The organism is Sphingopyxis sp., from assembly GCF_035250425.1.
Lineage (GTDB): Bacteria > Pseudomonadota > Alphaproteobacteria > Sphingomonadales > Sphingomonadaceae > Sphingopyxis.
Map to the genome: position 1 here is coordinate 13,171 of NZ_DATFFD010000042.1, position 19,316 is coordinate 32,486.

The window sequence follows — 19,316 nt, forward strand, 5'->3', positions numbered from 1 at the left end:
CCCAGGGCCGAGCCGCACGCCGCCCGAGACGTGCCCCGGCGTCGTGCCGGGCTGGCTGCCCTATTTGTCCCACCTGACCATTTGGCGGATGCTTGCCCGCCTTTGTATATTTTGGTGATATTTCATCGTGCCCGTCCGGCCATAGTCGCAGCCAGCGCGCGCCGACAGCCGGTTTCGTGACAACGAGGTTACAGGGTGGTTGCGGGGGGTCAACAGCTTGGCCGCTAACCTGGCGATATGGACATATAGCCCGAAGATATGGCGTCGCCGAATAGCTTGCAGTTATAGGACGCCGCCCGCTTGCTATGGCCCGGCGGCGCGATGCTGCGATAGGGTCGCATTTGGTTATTTTCACCTGATCGGGGAGGGCATGTTGATCCAGCGCCGCGCGTTTCTGCTGGCTTCGGTTGCGCTTGTCGCAATGCCGGGAAGCCTTTTCGCGAAACCCCGGGTCAAGGGGGCCGCGCGAACCATCGGCCTGTCCGGCGCGCGCGCGCCGGTCGAGGTCGTCGAGGACGAATTGGGCGTGCCTCACGTCCGCGCCGCGTCGCTGCACGATGCCTTTTTCGGGCAGGGTTATCTCGTCGCACGCGACCGGCTGTTCCAGGTCGACATGGAGCATCGCCGCGACATGGGGCGGATGGCCGAGGCCTTTGGACCGCGTTTCGTCGCCGCGGACAAGGCGGCGCGGCTTTTCCTCTATCGCGGCGACATCGATGCCGAACTCGCGGCACTGCCGGCGGATGTGCTCGAATGCGCGCGCGGCTATGTCGCCGGGGTCAACGCCCGGATCGACGAACTCGCCGCCGATCCGGCGCAGCTGCCGCTCGAATATGGCATATTGGGGATCAGCCCGCTGCGCTGGGAGGTCGCCGACCTCGTTCGCAATCGCGGCATCGGCATGGGCGACGCCGACGACGAGGTGCGCCGCGCACAGCTTCAGGCGCGCGGGCTGCTCGACGCCGACCAGCTGATGGTGCCGCTGCGTCCCGCCTGGTCCTTCACGGTGCCCGAAGGGCTCGACTGCGCGGCGGTGAGCGACGCCGACCTCGGCGTCCTCGATCCCGCGAACCGACCGATGGATTTCGATCCGGTACAGGAAGCATCGCTCGACCCCGAAGCGCGCTGGACCGATCGCTTCGCACTCGGCAGCAATGCGTGGACGATTTCGCCGTCGCGCAGCGCGACGGGGCGGCCGATCCTCGCCAACGATCCGCATCTTGGCATCGGCCGCGCCAGCCCGCGGCATATGTGCCATCTGTCGGCGCCGGGGCTCGACGTCATCGGCGCTGGCGCGCCCGGACTGCCGGGTATCATGCAGGGGCACACCGACCGCTTCGCCTTCGGCCGCACGAACTTCCATATCGACCAGACCGACCTGTTCATCCTGCGCACCAAGGAAGGCGACCCTGGCCGCTATTGGCACAAGGGCAAGTGGAAGGCGTTCGAGACGTTCGAGGACGAGATATTGGTCAAGGGCGCGCCGAGCGAACGCGTGACTTTGCGTTATGCCGCAGGCCGCCCGATCGTGTCGCAGGATGCCTCCCGCAATCGCGCGGTGGCCTTTGCAACGGTGAGCATGTTGCCCGGCGCCAACCAGCGGTTCGCGATTATCGCGATCAACCTGTCGAAGGATTGGGCCTCGCTGCGGCAAGCGTTCAAGCTGCATGTGTCGCCGACCAACCTCCATTATGCCGACATCGACGGCAACACGGGCTGGCAGACGATCGGCTTCACCCCGCGCCGCCCAAAGCACGACGGGCTGTTTCCCGCGCCGGGCGATGGCGATTTCGACTGGACGGGGATCTTGCCGGTCGAGGATATGCCTCACGTCTATAACCCGCGCGAAGGCTGGTTCGCGTCGGCGAACCAGATGAACCTGCCCGCGGGCTTTCCCTATCGCGAGCGGATCATCAGCTTCAGCTGGAGCGACTCCTTCCGCTACGATCGCGTCGCCGAAGTGCTGCGTAGCCAGCCGAAGCACCGGATCGAGGACAGCATCGCGCTTCAGCACGACGTCCAGTCGCTTCCCGCGCGCGCGCTGTTGAAGCTGCTTCCCGCCAATCCCACGCCGGCGGCCGCCCCCGCGGCCGCGTTGCTCCGGCGATGGGACTGCGGGATCGAGGCCGACAGCGCCGCCGCGCTGCTCTATGAAATGGTGATGCCGGCGCTATCGACCGACTTTTACGACCAAATCATGCCTGCGGCGGCGCGCGACCTGATCCCGTCGGTCAATTTGTCGGAAATGCTGCGCATTCTTTCGTCACCCGACAAGCGTCTCGGCGCCGACCCTGCCGCATCGCGTGACGCGATCGTCGACCGCGCGCTGGCGGCCGGATGGACGAAGGCGGTCGAACTCGGCGGCCCCGATCCGGCGCGCTGGAAATGGGGTGACCTGCACCGCGTGACGATCGCGCATCCGATGGCATCGAACCCGGCTATCGCGGCCGCCTTTCCCAGGATCGAGGGCGGCCGGTCGGGCGGCGACGGTACGACGCCGATGGCGCGCGGCTTCAATCCCAAGCGCGGTTTCAACGTGTCGCACGGCGCGAGCTATCTGTTCGTCGCCGACGTCGGGGCGTGGGACAACAGCCGCTTCCTGCTGCTGCCCGGCCAGTCCGCCGATCCGCGCTCGCCGCGCTATCGCGACTTTTATCCATATTGGCTCGCGGGCGCGATGCAGCCCTTGTGGTTCAGCAAGGCGGCGGTCGACCGGCATGCCGTGGGGCGGCTGGTCCTGACGCCTACTTCCAGCTGATCGACGAGGTTAACTAAGACCGGCGGAACTTTTGAACCCGATTTCCTCCCCCTCGATGGGAGAGGCAGTGAGACTTGCCAGCCTGCTGGCTTTAGTCGCAGCGGTAGGGGTGCTGTTCGACCTGATGCGGCGGTGTGCGAACGCACCCGCACCCCCATCCAACTCCGCCTAATCGCTGCGCGGTAAGGCTCCCTATCCTTCCCCCATCAAGGGGGAAGGGGGGCGGTCCTAAAGCGCCTCGGCAATCGCGACGAGCACGCGGTCGACCGCGGCGGTGGCCTGGCTATCGGTGTCCTCGGGCATGTCGTTGGCGAGCGCCGAGAAGATCAGCGTCCGTCCGCTGCGCGTCGTCAGATAACCCGACAGCGCGCGCGAGGCGTTGAGCGATCCGGTCTTGGCGAACAGTTTTCCTTCGAGGATCGTGCCCTTGAAGCGGCTCTGCAAGGTGCCGTCGCGCCCCGCGATCGGCAGCGTGCTCCGCCACGCCATGCTCCACGGCTGGCGCGCGATCCAGCCGAGCAGGCCGACGGCGGCGCGGGGCGTGATGCGATTATAGGACGACATGCCCGACCCGTCGGCGAAGTGATAGCCGGTCGCGGGAAGCCCCGCCTGCGTCATCACCCGCTGCATCACCGCCTGCCCGTCGGCGATCGAGCCGCTGCCCGCCTGCCGCGCGACGCGCCGCAGCATCAGTTCGGTGTGGAGATTCTGGCTCTCCTTGTTGATCCGTACCATATTTTCGGCGAGCGACGGCGCGGGCAATTCGGCGAGCATCGCGGGTTCGGATGGCAGCGTGGCCGCCGCGCCCTTGCGGTTTTTCGGATCGTCGGCAGGCGTCAGCGGCCGGTGGCGCACCTCGATATCGCCATCCACCCGCACTCCGCGTGCGCGCAGCAGTTCGCCGAGGCGCCACGCCGCATGGTGCGCCGGATCGTCGATGCCATAGCGCAGCGTCAGTGGTGCGACCTCGGCGCCGACGGTGCCCGTCAGCCGCAGGACGCGGCTGTTCGGCATGCGATCGGCTTCGATCTTCTCTTCCTTACCCGCGACGGTCGTGACCCGATTTTCGATGATATAATAGCCGGACGCCTGCACACCCGGAGCGGCGCCGATCGCGCCCGGCACCAGCTTCACCACCAGCTCATTGTCGTCGAGCGTCAGCGCCGACGTGCCGGTGCCGTAACGCGACTGGATATTGTTCCAGCTCATCCCCGGCCCCCAGCGCTCGTCGGGGAACCAGCTGTCGTCACCGACGATATTGCGGACATGGCGCGTCTTCGCCGCGACCGCGTCGGCGAGCGTCTGCAAACAATCGACCTTGCAGTCGTCGGCGCTCGACAGCAGCGCGTCGCCGCGGCCATGCAGCACGACGTCGATCTTGCCATCGGCAGCCGTTTCGAGCCGCACCCCGGTGCCCCTTGCGGTCCGCTGAAGCAAAGGCAGCTCGGCATAGGCGATGGCGGTCGTGAACATCTTGGTGTTCGAGGCGGGGATGAAGCGCTGGTCGGGCGCGATCGACACCAGCACTTCGCCGTCGAGCGTCGTGACGAGCAGGCCGAAGCGCGACCCCGCGGGTCCCTCGGCCAATTTCTGTTCGACCGTCGTCAGCAGCGGCGCCGGCGCCGGGCTCGTCTGGGCGTGGGCCGCGGTCAGCGAAAGCGCGAGCGTAGAGGCGAGCGCGAAGCGTCCAATCGATGCCGTCATATTAATTCCGTTCGTCCCAGCCTGTAATGACCCGGTCGCCCACCGCGGGGCGCAGGGTTGTAATGCCGCTGTCGGCGTGGCGGGTCGGATGGACCCGGTTGGTGAGCAAGGTCCAGGCAAGACCGCGCTCGAAATCGATCCATAGCCCGGTGCCGGTGAAGCCGGTGTGGCCGATCGTGTCGGCCGAACAGGCGTCGCCGCCATGCCATCCGGCAAAGGCGCGTTCCCAGCCGCACGTCCGGTGGCTTTCGTGAGCGGCGCGCACCTCGGTCATCATCGCGGGCGACAGCATCGTGCCGTCGAGCATCGCGCGGGCGAAACCCAGCACGCCATCGACAGTGCCGAAAAGCCCGGCGTGACCCGGAGCGCCGCCGAGCGCGAACGCGTTCTCGTCGTGAACCTCGCCCTTCATCACGCGCCCGCGCCAGCTGCAATTTTCCGTGGCGACCGCCGGGCCGGGCGGCGGGCCGAAGCCGAGCCCTTCGCCGAGCGGCCAGTCCGACAGCGGCGCGCCCGTGATGCGCTCGATCGCGATGCCGAGCAGGATGAAGTTGATGTCCGAATAGACCGGCGGCCCGCGCCGCCATTCGCGCTGCAGGACGAAAGCGCGCAGCCGCGCCGGATCGTCGCCATAGGTATAGATGGGCTCGACTGCGGGCAGGAAGGTCCGATGCATCAGACAGTCGCGGAAGGTCAACCGGCGCTCGGCGGCGCCCGCGACGTCATATTGGCGGAGGTCGGGAATCGCGTCGGTCAGCGGCCGGTCGAGGTCGAGACGTCCCTGTTCGGCGAGTTTCAGGAGCATCGTGGTGGTCGCGATCACCTTGCTGAGCGACGCGAGGTCGAACCAGTGATCGCGCGCCAGCAGCTCGCGCTCGGGGACGATCGCGGCCATTCCGGCGAAGCGCACCGCGCTTGTCCCATCGGCGCTCATTACGCCCAGCGCGGCCCCAGGAATGCGGCCGCTTTCGACCGCTTCGAGTGCCGGGGCAAAACCCCGTTCGCAGATCGCCTCGATCGTCATGTCGGCTCGCGGCCTTTCACGCGCACGATGATGGGCAGCAGGAAGATCGCGGCAAAGCTCAGCGCGCCCGAAAGCATGAAAAATCCGTCATAGCCGATCTGCGTCTGCATCGTGCCCGACGCGCCCGCGAGCAGGCGCGGGAGCAGGAAGGCGAAGCCTGAGAGCAGCGCATATTGCGCCCCCGGATATTTTGGGCTGACGAGCATCGAGAGGTAAACGACGAACACAGCGCCGGCAAAGCCATTGCCGAACTGATCGACCGCGACCGAGGTATAGAGGACGAGCGCCGACGGCTCGCTGTGCCAAAGCCAGACATAGATCCAGTTGCCCGCCGCCGCGGTCACCGCGCCGATCCCGAGCGTCCAGCCGAGCGACAACCGCGTCGACAGAAAGCCGCCGAGCGCGACGCCGAGCATGCTTGCGGACAGCGCGACGACGCCATCGGCGATGCCGATCTGGTGCAGGCTGTAGCCCTTGTCGTTCCACAGTGGATGCGAGAGCGTCAGCGTGAGCACGTCGCCCATGCGATAGAGCGAAACGAAAGCGAGCACCGCGAGCACGGGCGTGCCGTAGCGCCAAAACAGCTCGACATAAGGCGCGGCGAAGGTGGATACGTTCGAAAGGGCTTCGGCGGGCAGGCGGCGGATGCGCGGCAGAGCGAGCGCCAGCGCCACGAAGGGAAGCAACGCGATCGCCAGCACGGCCGGCGTGACGTTGGTCTTGGCAGAAATGCCCGCGCCTTGCGCGGCCGAAAGCAGTGCCCAGCCGAGCACCGCCGTGACGAGCGCCGCGGCGAGTATGACGAACAAGCTGGCGAGCGTTCCTGCGACCAGCGCCTGCGCGCGGTCCCCCGTGCCTTCGCGTTCGGGCCGCATCGCCGCGAGGACCGGAAAGGGCAGGAAGGCGGCGAGGGCGATCACGAGATAGGCCCAGGTCCAGTCGGCCCACGCCGCGACGAGGATCGCGCCGCTCCCCGCCGCGACCATCGCGCTGCGATAGCCCCACAGGTTCGCCGCGACGATCGGCGCCTGTTCGGCCTGCGTCGGCGCAAGCTCGATGCGCCAGCCGTCGGCGGCGACTTCCAATGTCGTCGTCCAGAAAGCGAGCAGGACCGCGAACAGCGCGGTCAGCGGCAGGCTCTTGTCGCTCGAGGTGAAGGCCATCGCGACCATCGACAGGAAGATGCCGAGCTGCGAGAGCATGATCCACCCGCGCCTTCGTCCCCAGAAGCGCGCGAAGCCCGGCACATCGTAACGCTCGATCAGCGGCGCCCAGGCGAATTTGAACGTCGGCAGCAACGCGATCCACGCGAAAAAGCCGATGATCACGATGTCGACCCCGTGCCGCGCGAGGCGCAGGGTCAGCACCGCGTTGAACATGTAAAAGGGCAATCCGGCAGAAAAGCCCAGCAGCAGATAAAGGCCGAGCAAGCGCCGCACCGAAGGCCTGGCGGGCAGGTCGCCCGCCAGCACGCCGGCAACGGCCTCGGCGGCGGCTACGGTCACGCCTTTTCTTCCGGTTCGATGGCGTTTTCCCAGCGCGCGACGACGCTCGTGACCGTCAGGTTCGCGCTCGCGCTCGCGACGGTACGCGTCATGTCGAGCAGCCGGTCAAAGGGCAGGACGAAGCCGACGACGAGCGCGGTCTGCTCGGGCGAAACCCCGACCGCGGAGAGGACCGCGGCGAGCATGAACAGCGACGCCGACGGGATCGGCGCGGTGCCGAAGGCGGCGAGCGCGCCGGTGAGTAGGACAATCGCGAGCATCGGCAGGTCGGGTTCGACGCCGACCGCCTGCAGCGCAAAGATGCTGAGCAGGCCGACATACATTGCGGTGCCGTCCTTGCCGATGCTCGCGCCGATCGGCAGCACGGTCTTGGCGACCCCCGGCGCGATACGCAGGTCTTCGAGTGCGATCCGCAACGCGACGGGCAGGGTGGCGGCCGACGATGCGGTCGAAAAGGCGACGGCGAGCGCATCGATAATCGTGCGATAGAAGCGCAGGACCGGCCGCCGCCCGACAAAGGCGATCAGCGGCAAATGGACGAGCAATATCTGCAGGATCACTCCCGCGGCGACGCCGACCGCGAGCCAGCCGATGTTGGCGAACACCGCGACGCCGTTGTCGGCGACCGCTTTGGCGATCAGCGCGAGGACGCCGAAGGGGGTGATTTCCATGACGATGCGCACCAGCTGGAACAGCACTTGTCCCGCCGATTGCAGCAGATCGGCCATCGGGCGTCCTTGCTCGCCGGCGAGGATGACGCCGAAGCCGAAGAGGATCGAAAAGAAGATGATCGCGAGCATATCGCCCTCGACCAGTGCCTGCACGATATTGACGGGCACGATGCCGATCAGTTGATCGTGCAGCGACTTGGGCTCGCCGAGCGCGTGCGGCACGGCGTTGCCGAGCGCGGCGCCCTGTCCGGGTTCGAGCAGCAGGCCGACGATCATGCCGATCGACACCGCGCAGAATGTGGTCGCGGCGAACAGGCCGACCGTCCGCGCGCCGACCGATCCCAGCTTGCGCGGGTCGGCGAGCGCGGTGACGCCCGATGCGATGCTGATGAAAACGATGGGGACGACGAGCATCCGGATCACGCGGACGAACAATTCGCCGATGAAGGCGATCGCGCCGGTCGCGGCGGGCCACAGGAGCCCCAGCAGCACGCCGACAATCATCGCGCCCAATACGCGTTGCCACAGCGGCACTGCGAACCAGCCGCGAAGAAACCCCGTCATCCGTCCCCCTGTTTTGATCGTATCAAATTCCGCCCCAGAAGCCGGGCCGTGGCGGCGCCATGATGCCGTTCGCCGCGCTGACCCCGCCCGCGCGATCCTCTGCAAGCCAGAGCGGTCCGTCAAGGTCGGCGAAGCTGCTCGTCGCCGCGATGGCCCACGCGGGCGCAATCGAGAGCGAAGAACAGATCATGCAGCCGGTCATCACGCCGAGCCCGCGCGTTCGCGCCGCCTCAGCCAGTTCCAGCGCGGCGGTCAGCCCGCCGGTCTTGTCGAGCTTGATGTTCACGACGCCGTAGCCGTCGGGCAGCGCCTCGAGATCGGCCGCGACATGCACCGCCTCGTCGGCGGCGATCGGGATCGCCGAGCGGAAGCCGATGAGGTCGCCATCGGCATCGGCCGGGAGGGGTTGTTCGAGCAGGTCGATGCGCAGATCGGTCATCAGTCCCTGCAGGTCGCGCACTTCGGCGATCGTCCAGCTTTCGTTGGGGTCGACGATCATTTTCGGCTTGGGCGCCGCAGCGCGAACGGCCTTGAGCTGCGCGGCGGGATCGCTCTGGTCGACCTTCACCTTGACCAGCGGCGCGTCGGCGAGCGCTGCGGCTGCGGCCGCCATGCGGTCGGGGGTGTCCAAGCTGACCGTCATCGCGGTGACGATCGGGCGCAGCGGTTTTTCGAGGCCCAGCGCCGCCGCGAAATCGCTGCCCGCGAGGCGCAGTTCCAGATCCCATAGCGCGCAGTCGACCGCGTTGCGCGCGGCGCCGGCGGGCATCAGTTGCAAGAGCTCCCGCCGCCCCGCGCCGCGTTCGATCGCGCCGCGCGCGGCTTCGATCGCGGCAATCGTGCTTTCGACATTTTCGCCATAGCGGGGGTAGGGGACGCACTCGCCGCGGCCCGTGACCCCATCTCGCGCGATGGCGACGGTCACGACCTCGGCGGCGGTCTTGACCCCGCGCGATATGCGAAACGGCGTGTGCAACGGCAGGATTTCGCCGGCGACGGTTAGGGTGCGGGGCATCGCCGGGCGATCAGACGGCTTCGGCGGTGGCGGGCGTATCGAGCAGCCGGTCGAGGATCGTCTCGACGCCGAAGCGATAGGGGTCGCTAGTCGGCAGTCCGAATTCGGCCTCGATGGTGGCGCATAACGCACGCGCTTCATCCTCGGGCATCGCCGAGGTGTTGAGCGCGATGCCCACGACCCGCACATCGGCATTGGTCAGCCGCGCCACGCGCAGATTGGCCTCCAGCGTTTCGGCAATGCCGGGTAGCGGATAGTGCGGCAGGCCGCGCATGTGCGGGCGCACCGGGTCGTGGCAGAGGACGAGCGCATCGGGCTGCGCCCCGTGCAGCAGCCCCGTCGACACACCCGCGAACGAGGGGTGATAGAGCGAACCCTGCCCTTCGATCAGGTCCCAGCCGTCGTCGCTGCGCGCGGGCGAAATCTGCTCGATCGCGCCCGAGATGAAGTCGGCGACCACGGCGTCGAGCGGAACGCCGTCGCCCGCGACCAGAATGCCCGTCTGTCCGGTGGCGCGGAAATCGGCGGCGACCCCGCGCTTTTCGAGCGCGCTGGCGAGGCACAGCGTCGTGTACATCTTGCCGACCGAACAATCGGTGCCCACGGTCAGCAGCCTTTTGCCGGCGCGCGGCTTGCCGTTGCCGATCGGAATGTCGGGCCGCGGGTCGCGCACGTCGTGGAGCTTGCGCCCGAGCCGAGCCGCGGCTGCAATCAGGCGCGGTTCGGCGTTCAGCCGGTGGTGCAGCCCCGATGCGATGTCGAGCCCGGCGTCCATCGCGGCGAGCGCATCGACAATCAGATCCTCGCCCAGCTTGCCGCCCGCATTGGCGATGCCGAGCACGAGTGTGCGCGCGCCGGCGGCGTGTGCGGCGACGAAATCCATGCGCGGCAGGTTCAAGGTCAGCGGGCAATCGTCGTGGCGATATTCGCCGACACAGATGTCTGGCCGGAACACCGCGAGCCCGCGCGAGGTCTTGATATCGGCGGGGTCGCTGGAGTGGCCGAGGTAGAGAAGATAGGGCGTTTCGATCATGGATCCGGGAAACCTGCGTGATGATGAAAGGCCGATATTATCCCTAGCTGCCGTAACGCCCCAATATCTAGCGCCCCATATCCTATAGCTTGATGCTATAGCCCCTCGATCACCGTCGCGAGCACCGCGAGGAACGCCGACGCGGTTCGCGATGGCGGGCGGTTCTGCAGATAGACCGCGTTGATGTCGAAGGTGATCGCGGGTTGCAGCGGCCGGCTCGATAGCCCGGGGGGCAGCGCGGCATGCGCGGTGAAATTGTCGACGATCGCCATGCCGACCCCCGCGCTTACCAGCGCCGCGGCGACATAATAGGTTCGCGCCGACACGACCTCGTCCAGCTCCACTTCGAGGCGGCTGAGCTCGCTCGACAGCATCCGTCCGATCGGGCCGCCCTGCACCGGACTGATGAACTTGTGCCCGCGCAGCTCGTCGAGGTGCAGGCGCGGCGGGGCGCCGGGCATATCCTCTTCGCGATAGATAACGACCAGCTCGCCCTCGCCGATCACCTGATGCGCGACGGGCGCCGACAAGGGCACCTCGAAACTGATCGCGATGTCGGTTTCATGCTCGTAGAGTTTGCGCACCATTTCGTCGTGATGCAGCGTCTGGAGATCGAACATGATGTCCGCATGGTCACCCATGAAGCGGGCGACCGCTTCGGGGATCGCGCCGAGGCCGAGCGAAGGCAGCGCCGAAATGCGAAGCAGCCCGCCGCGTCCGTGGCGCAGATTCTGGCACGCCTGGCGCAGCGAGCGCACCCGGTCCTGAATGTCGGAGACTTCGGCGAACAGCGTGTGCGCGTCCTGCGTCGGGATCAGCCGCCCCTTCGACCGTTCGAACAGGGTCAGGCCGATCGACCGTTCGGCATGGCGCAGCACCTTGGTCACCGACGGCTGCGACACGTTGAGCGAGCGCGCGGCGGCGCTGACCGTGCCGTGCAGGAAGACCGCGTGGAATATCTCGATCTGACGCAGGTTCATCCCGTTACGATCCCAAAGTTGCAACGCCGAGGCATGAGATTGACCCTTGTTTTGGCCGAATATTGCTATGGCTTTGACCTCTATGCCATCGGGTTATAGGGGGTGCAACAACGCTGTCTGGACGCGGGACGTGCAATCGAGACATCTTCATCCCTAATATAGGCTCCATGGAAGGATCACGCCGATGCCCCAACCGCTTGCCTCGCTTTCGGTTCGCCGGACGATCGGTTCGCTTTCGGTCGCCGCGGCGCTGCTCTGCGTCGCCGGCGCGGCGGCGAAGCCGGACGAGACGGTCGATGTGATCATCCGCGGCGGCACCATCCATGACGGCGGCGAGGGTAAACCTTTTGTCGGCGATGTCGCCATTCGCGGTGACCGGATCGTCTACGTCGGCAAGGCGGGTCGCTATTCGGCGGGCAAGGTCATCGATGCGAAAGGCATGATCGTCGCGCCGGGCTTCATCGATCCGCACACCCACGCCGACAGCTTCATCCGCTCGCCCGACAAGGCGGTGCGCGTCAACGCGGCCTGGCTCAATCAAGGCGCGACCACTGTGATGATCGGGGTCGATGGGTCGGGCACGCCCGATGTCGCGGAGGACAGCGGCAAGCTGGCAGCATCGGGAATCGGCACCAATATCGTCCCGTTCGTTGGGTTCGGCCCGGTCCGCCAGCGCGTGCTCGGTCAGGATGCGCGGGCGCCGAGCCCCGCCGAGCTCGACCGGATGAAGGCGCTGGTGGCCAAGGGGATGTGCGAAGGCGCCGTCGGCCTATCGACCGGGCTTTTCTATGCGCCGCAGAGCTTTGCGGCCACCGACGAGGTCGTCGCGGTGGCGCGCGAGGCGGCGAGCCGCGGCGGCATCTACGACACCCATCAGCGCGACGAATCGAGTTACAGTATCGGCCTGATCGGGTCGGTGCAGGAAGCGATCGGGATCGGGCGGCAGGCGGGAATGCCCGTCCATTTCGCGCATCTGAAGGCGCTCGGCATCGACGTCCATGGACAGGCGGGCGCGGTGATCGCGGCGATCGATGCGGCGCGGGGGGCGGGCGTCGATGTGACCGCCGACCAATATCCCTGGCTGGCATCGGGATCGAGCCTCGACGCGTCGCTGCTGCCGCGCTGGGCGGTCGACGGCGGCGGGCCTGCCTTGTTGAAGCGGCTGGATGATCCCGTGACGCTGGAACGGATTCGCGGCGAGATGCAAGAGAATCTGCGCCGGCGCGGCGGCGCGAGCGCGTTGCTGCTCATCGCGCAGGGCTTTCCGTGGACCGGCCGGACGCTCGAGCAGGTTGCGGCCGAATGGAAGATGGACAGCCGCGACGCGGCGCTGCGCATCATCCGGCAGAGCATCGAGGCGGGCGAGCGGGGAGCGAAAAGCGGCGGCACCGCGGTCGCGTCGTTCAACATGGCGCAGGCCGACGTCGACCTGCTGATGAAGCAGCCGTGGATGGTGACATCGTCCGACGGATCGGACGACCACCCGCGCATGTTCGCGACCTTCCCCGAAAAATATGCGCGTTATGTCCGCGAGCGGAAGGTCATCGACCTCGCTACCTTCATCCGCCAGTCGACGGGGCGCACCGCCGACATCTACAAGCTCGACCGGCGCGGCTATCTGCGTCCCGGCTATTTCGCCGATGTGCTCGTCTTCGACCCCGACCAATATGCTCCGCGCGCCGATTATGTGCGCCCGCGCGAGCTCAGCGTCGGCGTGCGAGAATTGTTCGTCAACGGCGCGCTCGCGGTCGACGGCGGGCGGACGACGGGCGCCGCCGCGGGGCGCGCGCTGTTGCGGCCCCGCCCGGCCGGATGCCCCGCCCAGATTTGATCCATCTGCGCGGCGGTTGTCGAAAGGCGGGAGCGATGTGCGCTCCCGGCTGCGGAAACCTGTAGCCGGCACCCCTCGCCTCGATTGACCTCGCGGCACAGCCGCACCGCGCGTCATTGACAGGAGGGCGCCGCTCGGCTTTATCTAAAATCGAATTATTAAAGCGCCTATATTTTATGAATCGAGTCTGTTTGGCGGGGGGCGCCGGGCATTCGGATCAGTTTGAAGGACAATCCAGCGATGGCCCTTAATCTTCCGGGTCTTGACCGGCGGCAATCGACGAAAAATGGTCCCGAGGCGCGCGACGCGCGGCTGACGCTCAGCCTTTCGGGTACCAATCTGGAGCGGGCGGGCGACTATAACCAGCGCATTGTGCTGCAGGCCATTCGCCTGACCGACGAAACGACGCGCAGCGACCTGGCGCGCGTCACCGGGCTGACGCCGCCGACGATCGTCAACATCACCAAGCGGCTGATCGACCTGGGGCTCGTCAAGCCGGCGGGGCGGTTGCAGGGCAAGCGCGGCCAGCCCGCGATGCGGATCGTGATCGATCCCGACGGCGCTTTTTCGATCGGGCTCAACATCGACCGTGATCATATCACGCTGGTGACGCTCGATCTCGCGGGCAAGGTCCGCAGCCGCCACACGCGCGAGATCGCCTTCGCGCTGCCCGGAACGGTCGTCGATCATGTTCGCGACATCCTGCCCGGGTTGCTCAAAGAAGGCGGCGTCGACCGGGGACGCATCCTTGGCGTCGGGGTCGCGCTCCCCGACGATCTCGGGCGGATTTCGCTGCCGCGCCGGCCGACCGAATATGACGCGTGGGACGATATCGATCTTGGCGCGCTGCTCGGCGAAGTGCTCCCTTGGCCGCTTCATGCCGACAATGATGCGGCGTCGGCGGCGCTCGGCGAGGTCCATCTGGGCAACGGCATCGCGCTTCCCAGCTTCTTTTACCTGCTGATCAGCGCGGGCCTCGGCGGCGGTCTGGTGATCGACCGCAGCTATGTTCGCGGCGCCGATTCGCGGTCGGGCGAGATTTGGGCGCTACCCGATCCCGCGCGCGGCGAGGGCGCGAATGTTCAGGACACGGTTTCGCTGTCGGCGCTTTACGCCCGGCTGGAAGCGGGGGGGCATGTCGTCGACAGGCCCGAGGCGCTGATCGATGGCCCGGCGGAGCAGGAAGCGGTGATCGTCCAATGGCTCGACGATGCCGCGGACGTGCTGGTTCAGCCGCTGATCGCAGTAAACTGCATGATCAATCCGGCCGCAATCCTCATCGGCGGGCGCCTCCCGGGCAAATTGGTCGATGCGCTTGTCGAGCGGCTCAATGCCCGGATGGCGGGGCGCAAGCTTCCCGTAGTGGCGCCGGTGCTACGCGCCGAGGCGGCCGAGGATGCGTCGGCAATTGGCGCCGCGATCATCCCGTTCCTCGACAATGTCCTGCCGTCCGAATCGATCCTGATGCAGGCGGGGCGCTGACGCTTTACTCGATCCGCTGCGTCATCTCGTCGAGGTCGATGCCGCGCGTTTCGGGGAAGATCGCCACGACGACGATGAACTGGACGACCATCGCGGCGGCGAAGATCGCGAACGGCGCTCCCGGTGACCACGCCACCAATATCGGGAAGATACCGGCGATCAGCGCGTTCATCAGCCAATGCGTGCTGGCGCCGAGCGCGCTGCCGCGCGCGCGGACGGGGGTGGGAAATATCTCCGAAATATAGACCCAGATGACCGCGCCCTGGCTCGTCGCGAAGAAGGCGATGAAGCCGATGAGCGCGGGCAGCATCAGGCCGTTATCTAGCGCACCGTAGAGAACTCCCGCGGCGGCGGCGAGGCACAAGGTCATGCCCGCGGCGCCGGCGAGCAGCAACGTCTTGCGCCCGATCCGGTCGATCAGCGCCATGCCGACGAGGGTGAAGACCAGATTGGCGATCCCGATCAGCACCGCCTGCCGGTCGGGCGACAGCGAGCCGGCCCGGACGAAGATGTCGTTGAGATAATAGAGCACCGCGTTGATGCCGGCGAGCTGGTTGAACATCGCGACGAGCATCACGAGCGTCATCGGCCGGCGATGGCGGCGCCACGACAGCTTCTCGCCCGGCGGGTCGCGTTCGAGCGCTTGCTCGAAGCGGCGGAGTTCGGCTTCGGCTGCTTCGGGCGCCGTGCCGATCCGCGCCAGCGCGATGCGCGCTTCGTCGCGGCGGCCCTTGGCGACGAGCCAGCGCGGGCTGTTGGGGATCGCGAACAGCAGCACGAAGAAGATCAGGGCAGGGGCGGCGGTGACGCCCAGCTTCCACCGCCAAGCCGCCTCTCCGCCGACCAGTCCTGCGATCGTCGCGTTGCTGAGATAGGCGACGAGAATGCCGGTCACGATCATCAGCTGGAACAGGCCGACGAGGAACCCGCGGTGCCGCGGCGGCGCGATCTCGGCGATATAGACGGGGGCTAGCACCGACGAGCCGCCGATCGCGAGCCCGCACATGAAGCGGAAGATGAGGAACAGCGGCCAGCTCGACGCCAGCGCACAGCCTGGTCCTGCGACGAAATAGAAGGCGGCGAGTATCCGCAGGCTGTCGCGGCTGCCGAAGGCATCGCCGGGCTTGCCGGCGAACAGCGCGCCGACGAGCGTGCCCCACAGCGCCGCCGATACGGTGATGCCGAGCGTTTCGGGGGTGAGGGCGAACAACTGCGTGAGGTCGCCCGTCACGCCAGCGATGACCGCGGTGTCGAACCCAAAGAGGAGTCCGGCCAGGGCGGCCGTCCCGATGGCGGCAGCAAGAGTGCCGCGACCTCCGGGGCGCTGCGGCGCGCCGGGCACGGGAAATGCTTCGCTGTTGTGCTTGCCTGTCATCACTCTCTCCGGCGGATCGAGCGTCGGCGCCCGTCCTGATTGCCCGCAGGCATGCCACAAAGGCGATTCCGATCAAATAAATTAATTTTCATTATTATCTTGACGACGAGTGTCCCGCCGGGGCAGTTTTCCAAAAATCAGGCCCGCACCGGAACGGTGCGCCATGGCGCACGCAGGAGCGGCTGAAGCAGATTGTTGACAGCCAGTAAAAGCCGACCCCTGACGGCCTCTCGGGCAACGACGACCTTGGCCAGATGTCGGCGTGGCTCGTCTTCACCGGACTCGGTTTCTATCCCGTCGCGCCGGGGCCCAACCAATATGTGATCGGTCGGCCGTTCGTCGACCGCGCGGTGCTGAACCTGCCCGGCGGCAAGCGTTTCATAGTGGAGACGGCGGGGCTTTCCGATGCGAACCGCTATTTCGGCAAGGTCGAACTCAACGGCAAGCCGCCGACGCGCAGCTGGATTTCGGACGTCGAAATCCGCAGCGGCGGCACGCTGCGCTTCACGATGCAGGTCAAGCCCGGCACCGCATGGGGCAAGGCGCCGGGCGCGCGGCCCTATTCGCAGTCGACGGAGCGCTAGACCTGCTCGCCCATCTGTAACGTCATCGCCATCTCCTCGACGTCGAGGTCGCGTTCGAGTTCGTGGAGAACCTCGTCCTCGATCAGTCCGGCGCGGTGGATCCGGATCAACTCGGCGCGCCCCGCGGCGATCGCCTGGAGCAGGACGTCGACATGCGAGCGTAGCCCGTCCATTGCGGTGCTGGCATCGGCCTCGTAACGCTCCATGAAGTTCATCCGTTTGCGATGTTCTTCGAGCATCATCGGATGGATCAGCGTCCCATCTTCGTCATAGGCGAGCCGTTCGATGACCGCGAACCGCGCGCGCGCCATCGCGGCTTCGGCGGCGGGCAGCGCCATTTTGGCGGGCGGATCGGTGTCGACCGGCTTGACCGCGCGGATGAGCATGCCGAGGCTCGATCCCTGCGCAACGACGGTGACAAAGATCACCGCGAAGGCGCAGATCAGCATCAGGTCGCGCCCGGGCATGTCGACGGGGAGGGTCAGCGGCACCGCCAGCGTCACGACGCCGCGCATCCCCGCCCAACTCAGCACCGTCGCCTGCCGCCAGCCCAGCGGACGGGCGCGTTCCAGTCCGACCTTGCGGGCGATTCCCAGAACCGCCTCCGATCCGAAAATCCAGACGAAGCGCGCGATGGTCACGGTGATCACGACGGCGGCGATCACGATGGTCCACGATAGCGGCATCGCCTCGATCCCGCCGATCCGCTCGATCGCGCCGCGCAGCGAAAAACCGATCAGGATGAAGACGAGAGCTTCGAGCACGAACACCATGATGAACCACGCCGAATTGGCGCGAAGACGGACGTCGGCGGACAAGATCTCATGCTGATACCAGCCCATCGCAAGGCCCGCGGTCACCGTTGCGATCACGCCCGACACATGCACGGCCTCGCCCGCGATATAGGCGGCCCAGCACAGCAGGATCGTGACGAGCATCACGAGCATGCGGTCCTGGAGGCGCTTGGCGAGGAAAATCCAGCCCGCGGCGACCAGCGCGCCGATGATTGCCCCGCCGATCGCGACAAAGGCAAAGCTCTGAACGGCTTCGCCGGTGTGGAACACCCCGCTGAGCGTCGCGGCGACGGCGAAGCGGAAGAGGATGAGGCCGGTCGCATCGTTGAGCAGGCTTTCGCCTTCGAGCAGGGCTTCGAGCCGGCGGGGCAAATGAACGCCTTTCAGCACCGCGCGCGCCGACACCGCGTCGGGCGGCGAGACGATCGCGCCGAGCGCGAAGCAGGCGGCCCAGGGCAGGTTGGGGAGGATCAAATGGACGACCACGCCGACGACAAGCGTCGTGAAAACGACCGCACCAACAGCTAGCGACAAGATACCGGGAAGGTGACGGCGAAACCGGCCGAGCGCGGTGAAATAGGCGCCGTCCATCAACAGCGGCGGCAGGAACAGCACGAGCGCGAGTTCGGGATCGAGCGAGATCGCCGGCAATCCCGGGATGAAGGCGAGCGCGCCGCCGCCGACGAGGAGCGCGGTCGCGGGCGGCCAGTGCAGCTTTTGCGCGAGCCAGTGCAGCCCGATGACAAGCGCGAGCAGCCCGAGGACGAGTTCGAAGGTTTCGACGGCGTGCATCGGCTCAGACCCGGTCCATGCCGACGTCGACCAATGCTGACATATGGAAGCCCCTTGTTTCGTCCAATCCCACGAGACCATGTGTGACGGCGTTTGTTGCCGCGATCAATGCTGGAGATTGGGCTAGCGCAAAAGCTTGGCGGCCTTCGCGACGAAGTTCATCCAAGCACGCAGCCATGCCGCGCCGGGGCAATGCGAAAGAGGGAGCCCTTTATCCCCCGCCCGCCACGCTCGGCAGCCGCGACGGGGGATGAGGTTTGGTGTGCACAAGAGAACATTAGGAGAACATAATATGCTCGTCAACCTGTTTCTTGCGGTTTTTCAGCGGGGCCGCCCACCCGGTTGACGCGAACGTCAATCAGGGTCAATGCATAGCAAACGAAGGAAGGGGAGTATGATGGCGGAGCAACCGAAGTTCGACCTCACGGGACGCGTGGCGCTGGTGACCGGGGCGTCCTCGGGTCTAGGCGCAGGCTTTGCCAAGGCACTCGCGGCGGCGGGCGCGAAGGTCGTGCTCGCGGCGCGCCGCGCCGACAAGCTCGCCGAACAGGTCGCCGCGATCGAAGCGGCGGGCGGGCAGGCGATCGCGGTCAGCATGGACGTCACCGACGAGGCATCGACGATCGCCGCCTATGATGCTGCGGAAGCCGCGTTCGGCACCGTCGACACGATCGTGGCCAACGCCGGGGTCGCGACCGAGAAGATGGCGATGAGCCTATCGGCGGGCGACGTCGACTTCCTGCTCGCCGCCAATGTCCGCGGCGTCTTCCTGACCGCGACCGAGGGCGCCAGGCGGCTCGACAAGGCGGGCAGCCGCGAGAAGCAGCATGGTCGCATCGTCCTGATCGGCTCGATCACCGCCGAGAAGGTTTTCCCCGCGACCTCGGTCTATGGCGCGACCAAGGCGGCGGTGCGGCATCTGGGCAAGGCACTGGCGCGCGAATGGGCGCGGCGCGGGATCAGCGTCAATGTGATCCAGCCCGGCTATTTCGAATCCGAAATGACCGCCGAATTGTTCGAGGGCGACGTCGGCGCGGCGATGGTGAAGAGCTTTCCGCGCCAGCGCATGCGCCCCGCCACCGACCTGCACGCGCCGCTGCTGATGCTCTGCTCCGACGCCGCGCTCGGGATCACGGGGAGCGTGATCACCGTCGACGACGGGCAGACATTATGAGCGAGCTGCTGATTGAGGCGCGCGGCGCGG

General features: G+C 66.9%; 13 protein-coding genes and 1 pseudogene. 5 read left to right on the forward strand and 9 right to left on the reverse strand.

From position 1 onward, the window contains the following. The first annotated feature begins 370 nt into the window (after positions 1 to 370). Positions 371 to 2,758, forward strand: coding sequence for a penicillin acylase family protein (locus VJ811_RS02910; protein WP_324070777.1), 2,388 nt, complete (start codon positions 371 to 373; stop codon positions 2,756 to 2,758). Positions 2,759 to 2,986: 228 nt separating this feature from the next. Here VJ811_RS02910 and dacB read toward each other — a convergent pair whose 3' ends face one another. The 7 genes from dacB to VJ811_RS02945 all read right to left on the reverse strand — a co-directional run bounded on the left by dacB (position 2,987) and on the right by VJ811_RS02945 (position 11,254). Beyond that, complete coding sequence (gene dacB / locus VJ811_RS02915; protein WP_324070778.1) at positions 2,987 to 4,462, reverse strand: D-alanyl-D-alanine carboxypeptidase/D-alanyl-D-alanine endopeptidase; 1,476 nt, start codon at positions 4,460 to 4,462, stop codon at positions 2,987 to 2,989. A 1-nt stretch (position 4,463) separates the two neighbouring features. Next, complete coding sequence (locus VJ811_RS02920; RefSeq protein ID WP_324070779.1) at positions 4,464 to 5,486, reverse strand: serine hydrolase domain-containing protein; 1,023 nt, start codon at positions 5,484 to 5,486, stop codon at positions 4,464 to 4,466. Next, entirely contained in the window at positions 5,483 to 6,991 is a 1,509-nt protein-coding gene (locus tag VJ811_RS02925) for a permease (protein ID WP_324070780.1), read from the reverse strand. Before VJ811_RS02925 ends, VJ811_RS02920 begins: the two co-directional genes overlap by 4 nt. After that, entirely contained in the window at positions 6,988 to 8,226 is a 1,239-nt protein-coding gene (locus tag VJ811_RS02930; protein WP_324070781.1) for a dicarboxylate/amino acid:cation symporter, read from the reverse strand. The genes VJ811_RS02925 and VJ811_RS02930 overlap by 4 nt, the downstream gene beginning before the upstream one ends. A gap of 22 nt (positions 8,227 to 8,248) precedes the next feature. After that, entirely contained in the window at positions 8,249 to 9,241 is a 993-nt protein-coding gene (gene dgcA / locus VJ811_RS02935; protein ID WP_324070782.1) for an N-acetyl-D-Glu racemase DgcA, read from the reverse strand. 10 nt (positions 9,242 to 9,251) lie between these two features. Then, positions 9,252 to 10,274, reverse strand: a complete 1,023-nt coding sequence (gene dgcN / locus VJ811_RS02940) for an N-acetyltransferase DgcN (RefSeq protein WP_324070783.1) — start codon at positions 10,272 to 10,274, stop codon at positions 9,252 to 9,254. 95 nt (positions 10,275 to 10,369) lie between these two features. Further along, a complete protein-coding gene (locus tag VJ811_RS02945) occupies positions 10,370 to 11,254 on the reverse strand; it encodes a LysR family transcriptional regulator (RefSeq protein ID WP_324070784.1) in 885 nt (294 codons plus the stop codon). Positions 11,255 to 11,438: 184 nt separating this feature from the next. Between VJ811_RS02945 and VJ811_RS02950 the strand changes: the two genes are divergently transcribed. Together VJ811_RS02950 and VJ811_RS02955 are read left to right on the forward strand one after the other, a co-directional pair. Then, complete coding sequence (locus VJ811_RS02950) at positions 11,439 to 13,085, forward strand: N-acyl-D-amino-acid deacylase family protein (RefSeq protein ID WP_324070785.1); 1,647 nt, start codon at positions 11,439 to 11,441, stop codon at positions 13,083 to 13,085. A 240-nt stretch (positions 13,086 to 13,325) separates the two neighbouring features. Further along, positions 13,326 to 14,567, forward strand: a complete 1,242-nt coding sequence (locus tag VJ811_RS02955; RefSeq protein ID WP_324070786.1) for an ROK family transcriptional regulator — start codon at positions 13,326 to 13,328, stop codon at positions 14,565 to 14,567. Positions 14,568 to 14,571: 4 nt separating this feature from the next. Here the strand turns inward: VJ811_RS02955 and VJ811_RS02960 are convergent, their stop codons facing one another. Further along, complete coding sequence (locus VJ811_RS02960) at positions 14,572 to 15,942, reverse strand: sugar porter family MFS transporter (protein WP_324070787.1); 1,371 nt, start codon at positions 15,940 to 15,942, stop codon at positions 14,572 to 14,574. A 155-nt stretch (positions 15,943 to 16,097) separates the two neighbouring features. Here VJ811_RS02960 and VJ811_RS02965 point away from each other — a divergent pair. Beyond that, positions 16,098 to 16,526 (forward strand): annotated as a pseudogene (locus VJ811_RS02965) (glycoside hydrolase domain-containing protein); the annotation flags it as partial. On the opposite strand, the gene VJ811_RS02970 reads toward VJ811_RS02965, so the two are convergent. Then, positions 16,523 to 18,112 (reverse strand): Na+/H+ antiporter, encoded by a 1,590-nt coding sequence (locus VJ811_RS02970; RefSeq protein ID WP_324070788.1) that lies wholly within the window; start codon positions 18,110 to 18,112, stop codon positions 16,523 to 16,525. The pseudogene VJ811_RS02965 and the gene VJ811_RS02970 overlap by 4 nt on opposite strands. A gap of 397 nt (positions 18,113 to 18,509) precedes the next feature. On the opposite strand from VJ811_RS02970, the gene VJ811_RS02975 reads away from it, so the two are divergent. After that, entirely contained in the window at positions 18,510 to 19,286 is a 777-nt protein-coding gene (locus tag VJ811_RS02975; protein WP_324070790.1) for an SDR family NAD(P)-dependent oxidoreductase, read from the forward strand. Positions 19,287 to 19,316 lie beyond the last annotated feature (30 nt).